The 12,623-nt window shown below is 34.7% G+C and carries 14 protein-coding genes; 4 read left to right on the forward strand and 10 right to left on the reverse strand.

Features of this window, described 5'->3' with window-relative positions; genetic code table 11:
- Nucleotides 1–161 precede the first annotated feature (161 nt).
- The 3 genes from ACY0M5_RS07885 to ACY0M5_RS07895 all read left to right on the forward strand — a co-directional run bounded on the left by ACY0M5_RS07885 (nt 162) and on the right by ACY0M5_RS07895 (nt 2,904).
- A complete protein-coding gene (locus tag ACY0M5_RS07885) occupies nt 162–1,793 on the forward strand; it encodes a DUF3078 domain-containing protein (RefSeq protein ID WP_156197406.1) in 1,632 nt (543 codons plus the stop codon).
- Between the two features lie 114 nt (nt 1,794–1,907).
- Nucleotides 1,908–2,375, forward strand: coding sequence for an HAD family hydrolase (locus tag ACY0M5_RS07890; protein ID WP_101309329.1), 468 nt, complete (start codon nt 1,908–1,910; stop codon nt 2,373–2,375).
- 94 nt (nt 2,376–2,469) lie between these two features.
- On the forward strand, nt 2,470–2,904 hold the full coding sequence (locus tag ACY0M5_RS07895; protein WP_461631377.1) for a rhodanese-like domain-containing protein: 435 nt from the start codon (nt 2,470–2,472) through the stop codon (nt 2,902–2,904).
- Here ACY0M5_RS07895 and ACY0M5_RS07900 read toward each other — a convergent pair.
- A complete protein-coding gene (locus ACY0M5_RS07900) occupies nt 2,901–3,398 on the reverse strand; it encodes an O-acetyl-ADP-ribose deacetylase (RefSeq protein ID WP_156197404.1) in 498 nt (165 codons plus the stop codon). The genes ACY0M5_RS07895 and ACY0M5_RS07900 overlap by 4 nt on opposite strands.
- A gap of 239 nt (nt 3,399–3,637) precedes the next feature.
- On the opposite strand from ACY0M5_RS07900, the gene ACY0M5_RS07905 reads away from it, so the two are divergent.
- The gene (locus ACY0M5_RS07905) at nt 3,638–4,732 is read left to right on the forward strand and encodes a 6-phosphofructokinase (RefSeq protein ID WP_124992087.1); all 1,095 of its coding nucleotides are present in this window, start codon (nt 3,638–3,640) and stop codon (nt 4,730–4,732) included.
- Between the two features lie 72 nt (nt 4,733–4,804).
- On the opposite strand, the gene ACY0M5_RS07910 is transcribed toward ACY0M5_RS07905, so the two are convergent.
- From ACY0M5_RS07910 to ACY0M5_RS07950, 9 genes are all read right to left on the reverse strand, one after another.
- Nucleotides 4,805–5,227, reverse strand: coding sequence for a thiol-disulfide oxidoreductase DCC family protein (locus ACY0M5_RS07910; protein ID WP_461631378.1), 423 nt, complete (start codon nt 5,225–5,227; stop codon nt 4,805–4,807).
- A 43-nt stretch (nt 5,228–5,270) separates the two neighbouring features.
- Nucleotides 5,271–6,308, reverse strand: a complete 1,038-nt coding sequence (locus tag ACY0M5_RS07915; RefSeq protein WP_156194991.1) for a permease — start codon at nt 6,306–6,308, stop codon at nt 5,271–5,273.
- Between the two features lie 15 nt (nt 6,309–6,323).
- Nucleotides 6,324–7,028 (reverse strand): aromatic aminobenezylarsenical efflux permease ArsG family transporter, encoded by a 705-nt coding sequence (locus ACY0M5_RS07920; RefSeq protein WP_461631379.1) that lies wholly within the window; start codon nt 7,026–7,028, stop codon nt 6,324–6,326.
- Between the two features lie 109 nt (nt 7,029–7,137).
- Nucleotides 7,138–7,605, reverse strand: a complete 468-nt coding sequence (locus ACY0M5_RS07925) for a nitrophenyl compound nitroreductase subunit ArsF family protein (RefSeq protein WP_156194992.1) — start codon at nt 7,603–7,605, stop codon at nt 7,138–7,140.
- 11 nt (nt 7,606–7,616) lie between these two features.
- A complete protein-coding gene (locus ACY0M5_RS07930; RefSeq protein ID WP_101309321.1) occupies nt 7,617–7,853 on the reverse strand; it encodes a thioredoxin family protein in 237 nt (78 codons plus the stop codon).
- A 93-nt stretch (nt 7,854–7,946) separates the two neighbouring features.
- The gene (locus ACY0M5_RS07935) at nt 7,947–8,243 is read right to left on the reverse strand and encodes an ArsR/SmtB family transcription factor (protein WP_461631380.1); all 297 of its coding nucleotides are present in this window, start codon (nt 8,241–8,243) and stop codon (nt 7,947–7,949) included.
- Between the two features lie 333 nt (nt 8,244–8,576).
- Entirely contained in the window at nt 8,577–9,320 is a 744-nt protein-coding gene (locus tag ACY0M5_RS07940) for a hypothetical protein (protein WP_461631381.1), read from the reverse strand.
- 601 nt (nt 9,321–9,921) lie between these two features.
- On the reverse strand, nt 9,922–10,467 hold the full coding sequence (locus ACY0M5_RS07945; protein WP_461631382.1) for a DUF4395 domain-containing protein: 546 nt from the start codon (nt 10,465–10,467) through the stop codon (nt 9,922–9,924).
- A 288-nt stretch (nt 10,468–10,755) separates the two neighbouring features.
- Nucleotides 10,756–12,456, reverse strand: coding sequence for a DUF5018 domain-containing protein (locus ACY0M5_RS07950; protein WP_156194995.1), 1,701 nt, complete (start codon nt 12,454–12,456; stop codon nt 10,756–10,758).
- Nucleotides 12,457–12,623: the final 167 nt, after the last annotated feature.

A 12,623-nucleotide genomic window follows, 5' to 3' on the forward strand; every position in this document is an offset into this window, starting at 1 on the left:
CAAAAACTCACAATTTTTAACCTAAATGAACAGCATTATTCTTTTTATAAAGAAATAATTTCAACAAATTTGCATGTGCCGTATTTAGTTGGCATTTTTCTTATTCAATAAGATTTTCCATTAGCCATTTAACTATTTAAAGAAGTAAAGATCATTGCCCTATGATTCGAGTTTTTTTTGTTTTGCTAATTTTGCTTCAGTCATTAATTTCTTTTTCTCAACGAAATGTTAAGAAAGATTTTGTTTTTCCTGACAAAATAAAATTGGATAAATCTGCTTATAGATTGAAGCAAAATAAGGCTGATTCAATCAAGTATTGTTCCAATGATACTGTTTTAAACGGACTCGTTGATCCATTGCACCATATAGATAATGTGGGTTTTCGATTTATCGTTCGTGAATTGGAAATGAATTATTCAAAAAAGAAACATCAGACTGATTCTGTGCAGGATGCAGTAAATACTTTATTACAATACGTAAAAAATGATAGTATTCGGGATATGGTTTACTACCTGAAGAAATACATTGAAACACGAAAGACTGAAGAAGCACTCCGAAAAGTAAAAAAACAAATGAAGTTGGAGAAGGTGTTGAGTTACCAGCCGGAATTATTAAAACCTGATGAGCTGGATACAGATGATTCTTGGAAGGCTCATGCATTGGAGGAGTTGTTTGAGTATGTTGAAAATGATCCGGTTCATCAATGGATCAGGGAAATCAGCAGAGATTCGGTTCTGTTAGGCGTGAAAAATTATCAGAACGATTCAATTAAATTCTGGATTAATAATGGAAAACAGGATTTTAAACGTTTTTGGTTGAAGAAAAACAAAAGGGATTCTATCGGGATATGGGTTCAGAATACCAAAGATCGATCGGTTCGTATTCTTGTTGATGACGATGTATACCAGCAGTCAGTTCAGAAATCAAAAATGAGAGGAACGAGGGTGAAACTGGAAGAGAAAATTTCAAGCGATCAGTATAGTTTAGCGAAACTAGGTAAGTACAAACGCTATTCTCAAAAATGGAAATTGGGTGCTACTATTGGATTCTATTTTAATCAAGGTCATGTAAGTGATAGTTGGGCCGGAGGAGGCGAAAGTTCAATTGCTACCATATCAACCATAGATGCATTCGCAAACTACAAAAACGGAAATCATACCTGGGACAATAAATTAGCTGTTAAGTATGGTCTTTTAAAGTCGGGAGACAATGGATTTCGAAAAAATGAGGATCGTATTGAATTTGAGACGAAGTATGGTCAAAAGGCTGTTAGGAAATGGTATTATTCAGCACTGTTTAATCTGAAAACCCAGGCTGTAAGAGGATATACATACCCAAATAATGCTGAAAAAATATTAAAATCATCCTTTTTTGCACCTGCTTACATTATTGCATCGATTGGTATGGACTATAAACCAAGTAAAAAATTGTCAGTCTTATTGTCTCCGGTAGCAGCAAAATATACAATTGTAAGAGACACAAGTAATATTGATCAAACGGCCTATGGAGTAGATGCCGATAAAAAAGTTAAAAAAGAAGTCGGATCATATGTTAATGTCTACCACAAGTTTGTATTTTGGGATGAAATGAGTGTTGAAAATAAACTGACCTTATATTCTAATTACTCGGATAAGCCTAAGAATATTGATGTGGACTGGGAGATGATTCTGGTAATGCCAATTAATCAATACATATCTACAAAATTATCAACTCATTTGATATCAGATGATGATACAGGTTCAAAAGTCCAGTTCAAAGAAAATCTTGAGGTGGGAATCAGCTATCGCTTTTAGGGAAGTAATGTACTGGCAATTAATTTTTTTTATTGATATAAAAGATGTTTTAAAACCTTTTTTACTTACTATAAAAAGTACTAATTTTCTGATCTAAATTTAAAGTATAAATCGATGAGTTTAATTTATAGAGTACCTGGTGTTGGAAAGATTGAGATTGACACATTAGTTGTTGATTCGAATGGAACATTAACGGTTAAAGGTGAAATTGTTTCTGGTGTGATTGAAAGAATACAGCGTTTGCAATCCTTTGGAGTAAATGTTGTGATGATTTCTTCTGATCAAAGAGGAAACGCACGTGAATTATCTGATTCTACCGGAATTACCTACTACGAAGCTAATAACTCGAGAGAAAAAGAAGATATATTGCTTTCATTAGGAAGTAACAAGGTTGCTGCAATTGGAAATGCTCGTATTGATATTGGGCTGTTTGTGCAGTCGGTTGTTTCTATTGCTACATTGCAAGGCGAAGGAATTCATAAAGATGTGATTGATCATGTGGATGTAATTGTTCCATCTATTAATGATGCCTTAGACTTCTTTTTGGATGAAGACACATTTATAGCAACAATGAAACGTTAATTGTTTTGTGCTAAAATATTTAGAATCTCCTTATGGGAGATTTTTTTTTGTTTTGCTGAAAATAAGGGGTGCTTTTTGCAAAAATGATATTTATATGGATATGTTTTTATTAATAGTTTCAATTGTTGCGATAGTTTTTGGAATCTATTGGTATTTTATTCATACTCCTGATTATACAGGATATATTTCGGTTGATGGCGGAGAATTAAAAAAATACAGCATAGCTGAAGAATTATTTGCTTTAACTCAAAGTCCTGTTGATGATATTTGGATAGTAGATACCCGGGAGGAAGAATATTTTCTATTGGGCCACATTCCCACTGCTCTTAATTATCCTTTTGATGAAATTGAAAATAGATATTCCGAAATGCCATTGGGAACCAAACTGATTTTTTACTGCGATTTAACATTGAAATCTCAAAATGTCATCAACTTTTTAGAGGAAAAGGGACATACCCAAATGCTGAATTGGGGCAAATACAAATACTGGACTTATCCTGAAATTGTAGAGGAAGATATATTTGTTTAAAGTAAATTTTGATAGATGTTAAGATTTTCATCATCGAAAATGCAAAAAATAATTTTGCGAATGGATTTTAGCTGTTTCGCTTCTTCCTTAATTGTTTTAATTGCTATCTCTGCGGCATCTTTTTTCGGGAAACCATAAACTCCAGTGCTGATGTTCGGAAATGCAATGCTTTCTAAATTTAAATTTTCGGCCAATCGAATGCTGTTTTTGTAGCAATTCTTGAGGAGTTGTTTTTCATTGCAATTTCCTCCTTTCCAAATTGGGCCAACAGTATGAATAACATGCTTTGCCGGAAGAAGGTATGCCTTTGTTATTTTTGCTTCTCCCGTTGGACAACCATTTAATTTTTTACATTCTTGTAACAATTCAGATCCTGCTGCCCGATGAATAGCTCCATCAACACCACCTCCGCCAAGTAGACTTTCATTAGCTGCATTCACAATTGCATCAACATGTAATTTGGTCAGATCTGATTTTTCAATTAAAATTTCCATTATTGCAGCGGCTTATCGTTTAAATCATGTTTTTTTAGCGTATAATTTCCAAAACAGGCTTTCAATTTTTAAATTTAGAGATTAGCTTAAAATTAATAATTCAAATTCATTATAAAAAATGACCCCGAAATCGATTGCAATTCATTGATTGTGAAATTGTTTGTTCGAGATTGAAAAAATATTTTTACTTTAGCCGAGCTAGCCAAGCAAATTGATTGAAATATATTAAATTGACAATTATGAAAAGAGTATTAGTTGCAACCGGAGGTGGTGATTGCCCAGGGTTGAATGCTGTAATTCGCGCCGTTGTGAAACGTGCAGCTCAGGAAAAAGATTGGGAAGTAGTAGGAAGTATTCAGTCTTTCGATGGAATATTGAAAGAACCAACTGAGATAAAAATATTAGATGATGCTGCTGTAAAAGGAATCCACTACCAAGGTGGTACAATAATTGGAACTACCACAAAGGGTGGTCCATTTGCTTGGCCGGTTAAAAATAAAGATGGCTCTTGGGGTTCTGCCGATCGTTCAGACGAAATGATTCGCAAATTACAATACTTGGGAATCGATGCTGTAATTAGTATTGGTGGCGATGGTTCTCAGAAAATTTCACAAGCTCTTTACGAAAAAGGATTGAACATTATTGGGGTACCTAAAACCATTGATAATGACCTTTCTGCAACAGATTTTACTTTCGGTTACCAAACTGCAGTACAGATTTGTACTGAAGCTGTTGATAAATTAAAAACTACTGCGGCATCTCATAACCGTGTTTTTATTTTGGAAGCTATGGGACGTGATGCGGGATGGATTGCTTTAAGTGCTGCTATTGCTGGTGGTGCAGAAGCTTGTTTGATTCCGGAGGTTCCTTACGATATTAAAAAAGTAAAGGAAAAATTAGATACTCGTTTCCTAAAAGGAAAGGGTTTTGGTATTATCGTTGTTGCTGAAGGTGCTATGCCTATAGGTGGTGCTGCTTTAGCTGCTGAAAGTACTGAAGTTGGAAATCCTAACCTGAAATTAAGCGGTGCTGCTGATCGTTTGTTGGTTGAATTGAAAGAAGCTGGTGTTGAGGCTGATATTCGTACCACAGTATTAGGTCACTTGCAACGTGGTGGTATTCCTTTGGCTTACGATCGTGTTTTAGCAACTCAATTTGGTGTTAAGGCATTCGAGATGGTGTTGGAAGGAAAATTTGGTCAAATGGTGGCTTATCGTCATCCTGAGGTTGTTGGTGTTCCTCTTCCGGAAGCTATCGGAAAACAAAATCTTGTTGATCCAAAAGCTAATTTGGTTAAAACTGCAAAAGGTGTTGGTATCTGTTTCGGAGACTAATTCTTTTGCTAAGATATATAACCGGAGTCCTTATGGATTCCGGTTTTTTTATGCTTTAAGAGTTTTAATTACTCAGAAAAACCGATGTTTCCACTTTGGTTTTGGAATCATACATTGGTTTTTTTTACCAAACCAATTGTATCGGTTTCTTGAAATTAGATTGTATACCCAATCGGTAATTATTCTTGGTACGAACTTAAAGAAGTACAATGCTCTCCAAGGATAAATTAAGTGTTTCGTTACTTCTAAAACGGCGGAGCTTTTTGTGTAAATCTGCTTGTTTTCGATGAAGATTATGGTGCTAAGTTCTTCATTGGTAAGTTTGTATTGAACCAGTAAATCTTTGGCAAAGTCAGACTGAAGTGATGCAAAATGAAGATTTTCTTTTCTGTTACAGGCAAGTAAAAATCGAACGGAAGTAGTACATAAATTGCAAACCCCATCGAAAAGTACGATAGGGTCTGAATAATTTTGATCTGATTTGATATGTTGCATATAACTATTCCTAAAACAGTTTGCAAGACAAATTGTTCATCCCTTAATAGATAAAATTAAAAATAAATCCAACACAAAGAATTCCTGCAGCAACTATTCCTACAAATGCCAATATCAAAGGCATTTTTAATACCTTTTTAAGGATAATAATTTCGGGCAAGGACAAACCAATTACCGACATCATAAAGGCAAGTGAAGTTCCCAGCGAAGCTCCTTTTTCGATTAAAACACTCACAATTGGAATGATGCCTGCTGCATTTGAATACATGGGAATCCCGATAAGAATAGATAAAGGAACAGAGTACCATGCTGATTTTCCCATTAGTGCAGCCATGTAATCTTCAGGAACGTAACCATGCGCCGCCGCGCCAATTGCAACACCAATAACTATGTAGAGCCAAATTTTACCGACAATTTCTTTAACTGTATCCAAACCAACCTTAATACGATGCGAAAAGTTCATTTTGGTTTCATCTGTTCCTGCTTGTCCGGTTTTTACATCAAAAACCCAGGCTTGTATATATTTTTCAAGCTTTAAAACTCCTATTAGATAGCCGGCAAAAACCGCGATCAATAAACCTGTTAGTGTGTAGATAATTGCAGTTTTCCATCCAAATAAACCAACCAGCATAATAAGTGCGATTTCATTTACCATTGGTGCGGCAATCAAGAAACTGAAGGTAACGCCTAAAGGTACGCCTGCCTCCACAAATCCCAGAAATAAAGGAATTGCAGAACAAGAGCAGAAAGGAGTCAAGATACCAAGCAATGCTGCCAGAATATTTCCCATGAAAGTGGATTTTCCAGCCAAAGCGTTTCTGGTTTTTTCAGGTGAGAAATAGCTGCGGATAATACCTACACCAAAAATAATGAGGACTAATAACAGGAGAACCTTAGGAACTTCGAAAATAAAGAAGCGCAAGGTTTCTGAAAGGTGCGTGCCTTTTTGCATCTGAAAAACGGTATCGATTAAAAAATCGGATATATTTTGCAGATTGGCATACAATAAATACCATACGGGAAGTAAAAGAAAAGCCAGAAGAAGTTGCTTTCTATTTGTGATTTGTATTGATTTAATCATAGTGATTGATAGCCTTTAAGCAATAAAAAAGATGTAAGTGAAATAGAGACCGGATAGAATGAAAATGACAGCAGCCACTTTTCTAAACCAATACTCGAAACTTTTAACCTTGTTGTAAAAACTGCCTACACCCGATAGTGTGAAAGCAAGCAGATAAGCAATTATTATAACCGGAAGACCGGTTGCAATGGCATAAACTATTGGGAGAAACAATCCATCGGGTTGAGAAATGCTTAAAGGAATTAACATTCCGAAGTACAAAATGCCGCTATAAGGGCAGAACGCCAGTGCAAAAACAATACCTAAGAACAATGCTCCCCAGTAGCTTCCTTTAATTTTCTCACCATTAATTTTATTCGTTAGTTTTCCAACTCCTGGAAAATTGATCGAAATTATATCGAGCATAAATATTCCAACCAGAATTAAAATCGGACCCAATAATCGTTCCCCATAGGCGTTGAAGAATGAGGATATGTTAAATTTACTGGCCCCAAAATACAAAATGATGCCCAAAACAGTATAGCTAACGGCTCTGCCCAGTGTGTAAATCAGACCACTGATAAAAATCTTTTTCCTGTTCCCCAAATTCTTACTGATATATGCAGTTGCAGTAATATTTGTGGCCAAAGGACATGGACTAATTGCAGTCATAAGGCCAAGCAGGAATGCTGAAAGAACAGGTAAGTTGCTTTGGGATAAAAGTTGATCTAAATATTCCATTTTGCAATTGTTTCTGAAAATAAAAACGGCAATATATCTTAATCACATCACAATTTATATTGCCGTGTGTCATCAATATTTCTTCAATCAAGTCAATATTGAATAGAAATTACATATCGGCTTTTAAGGTAGATTCCAGTTTTTCAACGTAAGCTTTGGTGTCGTTAATAGCAGTACGGAATGCAAAATTGGTTAAGTTTTCAATTTCACCTGATTTGCTGTGCTTAATGAAAAGGGAAGAGCCCGATGCCTGAAATTCTTTAGCCAAAGCTTCATTTCCTTCTTCATCCAGATTAATATCGAAGAATTTTGCATTCATTTTTTCTGCAATCTCCTTTGCTTTTTCGCCTACAGCTTTACACGTTTTGCATTTTCTGTCGCCATGAAAATAATAGATACCTGCGTTTTCAACGTTTTGCGTGGTTAATTTACTTTCTGCAGATTTTTCACATTTACTGCAATCATTAGTGCAGGCAACTTTGGTTTCTGCTTTTGCAGTTTCTTTTTTTGTATTCGATTGACAAGAAGCAAAGCTAATACCAATTGCCAGTAGACTATATAATGCCAGGTTTTTCATTTTATAAATGTTTATGCGTTTTGAATAAATTCTTTGATTTCAGATACTGAAGGGACTTTTCCGCTCACTACCACTTTTTCGTTGATAACAAGAGCAGGAGTTGACATCACACCATAAGATAGAATCTTTACCATATCATCCACTTTCGTGATGTTTGCATCAATTGCAAGTTCTTCTACTGCTTTTTTGGCTGCTTCGGCTAATGTGCCGCATTTTTTACAGCCCGGACCTAATACTTTAATTTCCATAATAATATTTTGTTTGTGTTAATAGTAATTTGCTTTGAAGAGAGCGGGAGAGGAGATTGAGTCTGAAATCTCATATCCGGTATCTCACATCTATTATTTGAAAAATTCTTTAAATAATTTTTGAGCCATAGCCCAATTTTCTTTGTTCAGGCAGTATTTAATTTTAGGAGGGGTAATTTCGCCCTGAATTAAACCTGCATTTTTTAGTTCTTTTAAATGCTGAGAAAGGGTTGATCTGGCAATGGGAACTTCCTCTGCCAAATCGCCGCTGTAGCAGCAGGTTTGTTTCGAAAGTAAATCGCAAATGTAAATGCGCACAGGATGCGACAAGGCTTTGGCAAATCGGGCCAATTGTTTTTCTTCAGTAGAATAAAACTCTTTTACTTCCATTTGTTTCGTATTTCGTAAAACTACGAAACGAAGGTAAAGGGAAATTTTAAAAGAGCAAAATTTTGATGGGAGAAATTAATGTTTATCTGTTTTTTTTTTGTCACAGTACTATAATATGTAGAAAATGATTCCCATTGGTTGAATTCATATTTCTGTTGGAGTTTTTGATATTCCTGATGTAAATTTTAAATATCTATCGGATTTTTTTATATCCCTGATGCTTAAATTGATTCTCCTGATTGTTAAAATTGACTACTGATTCGTATAAATGTGCTTCTGATATTTAAATTATATTCCTGATGCAAATTAGGCCAGCAGATTTAGGCTTTTTAGCTAGTTATTTATTTCAGTTAACTTGTTATTCCTTTTGTTTTTACTTCTTATATACTCACTCGAATATCTTTTTTGTTTTTCTTTGTCGTCCCAGAAAGCATATTTCCCGTAGGCACGAATTTCGTCAACCAATTGTTTCAGATAGGTGTAGGCTCTGTCGCGAAGCTGTTTTTCCGGTCTTTTTTTGCTGTTTTTCACCCCATTAACCCGGTTCATTAGTTCGTGCAGCTCATGCGACAGTTGTTTCGAGCGGTCAATTTTAGTCGTATCAAATAGAATCGCGGCCAAAGGTTCTGGATATTGTTTGGCAAATGCATAGTAGTCGCTCATGTCCTGAATCAAATTCATATGACCACGGCCTCTCAATATGTTTTGCAGTTTTTTCAGAATATCCGGGTGGTTTCTGTAGGCAAACTTAAAATCGAACTTTAATTCCCGATGCAATTGGCTGGCTTCATTAATTTTTGCTTCCCATTCTTTGTTGCTGGTTAAGGCTGATTGATAAACTGCAGTCCATATTGATTGCCGTTCTTGTAAAAATTTAGCTCTCAAAGGAAGCTCATTAATTGAATCTTCGCTTACCCCTTTTGCCAAAAGCTCTGCTTTGTCTTCTATTGCATTTTGGTGAAGTATTCCGGCCTCGCCAATGGTAATATCTACAGGAATAGTTGGTGAAATAATCTTGTTTTCAGAAATTTCAAGAACCAATTCATAAATTGTTTTTGTCGTTGTCACGTTTGCCATTTATTAAATTTTTTTCGGGTTGAATTATCAATTGGCTTGTTAAATAAAACATTTTGGTTTTTGAAATTAGAAAAGATATGTTAAAAACAAAAGCTTGTGCCAATAAATTATAGCTTTTTATGATCAGGCTTTAAGGCTTTGGTGTTCGCAGGAGGGAACAGGAGCGAAAAATTATGGGCAGCAAGTGTTTATTGCTCTTCTTTTGAACCCGATTGCAAGTGATTTGTTAAAATTATTGAAATGCACAAGTCTTACTTTGTTTACGTTCTACTGGCTTGATTGAACCTCTATGCACATCATATTAAATAGGTGCGATTTTTTGCACAAACTTAAATTTTGAGACGGATTTGCGTGAAGAATTGAGAGACACGCCCTTAAATAATTAGCAATAATAGAGGGGTAAGGCAAAATTAATCTGGAAATAAGCTTTTTAAAATGTTTTTGTTCTGTGATATCTTGGTTGAAAAAGATGCGAACTAACTGGTTCTGTTTTACTTTTCAGACTCGATCGTTCTAAAATTTAATTAAAGCGGATTTTGATAATAAACAAAGCCGGTCTCCCCAAAAGGAAACCGGCTTTCTATCGTCGTTTAATTTGTATTTATTCTGCAGTTTGCACTTCGCAGGAATTGCCCATGCAGTTCGGTTTTACATCCGGTTGTTTCATCAATTTTAGTTTAACGGCCAGAAAATAAAGCTGACAGCCAACACAAATACCAAATGCGGTTTCAACAAACATTAAAAGCATGCAGAGCAGACAAAGCATGCAAACCGATTCAAAAATTGTTGGGTCGCTTTGCAAAGGAATTGATAAAAAGAATACGACCGATGAAATGGCCAATCCTAAACTCCATGCAATTTTTTTTTGCACGGCTCCAATGTATATTGGTTCTTGTTTTAGCACAATTAATCGGGCTATAGCATTTGATGGAGCGTATTTAGGATTAATAAACACGCTTATCAGGAAGCTTAGCATCATAAATCCCGATACGTAAGGAATTGGCGTATAATTTTGAAAAAATACTCCGGCAACAACAGCAACCAATCCCATTATGAATAGGATACCTGCACTTGCCCGAACTTCCCTCTCGTTTAAAACTTTGTAGCCAATTCCGTCTACATGTTCTCCAAAACTCACTATTGACATCTTCTTGTATTTTTATTTATAATCGATCTGCAAAATAATAAAAATACCTGTAGGTATTAAATGTAAATAGTTAAGCAAATGTTAAAGTAGCTTTTTAATTGTTGTGGAATTTATCTTAGAAATAGGAATGAATGCTGCAGATTATAATTCATTTCAGGAATAAAAAAGCCGGCTCCCAAAAGGAAACCGGCTCTATAAATATTTGTGTGAGACTATCTAATCTGAGCTCCCAATTGTTTTTCGTAGCTCTTAATCAGTTTCTGCAATTTTTTTTTTTGAAATTATCGTTTAGTCTTCAATGCTTATATTGTATAGTACATTACTAAACTTAAGATCATAATCGATGTACATCTGCAATGAAATCTCATAGATTCCTGAGTTTAGGTCTTCTGGTATCACATACTCAACCTGAGTGTCTGATAGAACTTTTACATTTCTAACAATTGAACCATTGTTACCTATAATGCTGATCTGTATAGGATTTCCAGTTAAATTAGCTCCATCAACAATGAGCTTTTCACCTCTCTTAAGATGAGCCTTGTTTACAGCTGTAATAATTGGATTTGTTGTAGTTGGTGCAGTGATTTCAATAGTTTTGTTTGATGTAACTTCTTTATCATTAACTTTTACTTTCACATTGTAGCTTCCTGGAGTTAATAATGGATTAAGAATAACTTGTATACTATTGTCTCCATCCTTTTTTATATAAGCCTCATGTTCTTGGTTGTTCAATACAAAGTAGACCATATTGTTCCCTTTGCTAAAATTATCGCCAGCAATTGTAACAATCACATTATCGTCGGTATTACTTGTTGATAGACCTGTAATAATAGGAGCAGGAGGTAGAATGGTTATGTCCCCCAGGCTATATTTTACATCGCGTATATACATTGTTAATTCAGCCTCACCTAATTTGGTACTACTTGGAAGAGTGAAACTAACCTCTGATGTAGTTTGTTCATCTATGGTCATTATATAACTTCCCGAACTATAATTTAAAGAAACTTCACAATCACTAAAATTAGTTCCCTTAATGGTGATTTGCTCACCTGCCGAATAAGTTGTTTTCGTTAGAGCTTCAAGAGTAGGCTCAGGGGCTTCTTCTATACTTACGGTTGCGGTATATATTTTAGTACTGTTGTCTTCAGCAGTTACTGTGTAGGTTTGAGATACCTTAAAGTTGTTTTCTTTACCTGATTCCGGATTTACAGTTGCCAATTCTGAAACAACAATGCTTGGTTTCATTGAATAAATGTCAAATTTCTCTGCCCAAGGAACTGTTACTTTAATAGTGTTATTTTCATGATCAATAACGCCAATTAAAGTGGGAGTAAACTCTTCGAATTTGAATTCCAGTATTTTGTTTTCTGAACTTTTGGCAAAATTTACAGTAACAACATATTTCTGTTCTGTTTTGTCTTCTGCTGTTACAGTGTATGTTACAGGACTACTAAAATCCGTTTCTACATCGGTTTTTGGTGATATGCTTGCATCGTCAGAAATAACTATATTAGGAATGAGTTTTTTAAGGTCGGTACCAATTGGCACTGTTAATTCAATAGTGAAGTTCGAGATTAATCCAGTTACTATTGGGTCGAACTGTTTGAATAAAAACTCAGAAATTGTACAATTTTTTGATTTTTCAATTTCTACGCTAACAGTATAATCCTGTTTACTACCATCTTCAGCGGTTACAGTATAGGTAACAGGCTTTGTGAAATCTTGAACTTTATCTGCAAGAGGAAAAATTTGAGATTTAGCTGATATTTTTATTGTTGGTGTTAAAGACGATAGATTCACGTCTTTTGGGACAGTAATACTAATTTTAAACTCATTAATAACTGCTTTTAAATTACCTGCCGAAGTCGTTATTGAGAACTCAGTTATTTGTTTTAGTTTACTTTTTTGAACGATGTCTTCATCTTTATCGCAATTTGTAAATAAAAACATAGCGAGGATGAACGCTAAACTCTTGTAAAATTTAATCATTGTTTAATTAATTTAGTTTTATATTGTTTGATGTTAATATTAATTAAACTTAACACTAGTCAACTTATATTTGATTATGTTTTTAAACATGCAATAAAAACCTAATGATGTAAATTCCTATTGGTAAGCGTAATTGTTATCAAATAAAAATTTATTATTAAGATGTA

The organism is Labilibaculum euxinicum, from assembly GCF_963678175.1.
GTDB classification, from domain to species: domain Bacteria; phylum Bacteroidota; class Bacteroidia; order Bacteroidales; family Marinifilaceae; genus Labilibaculum; species Labilibaculum euxinus.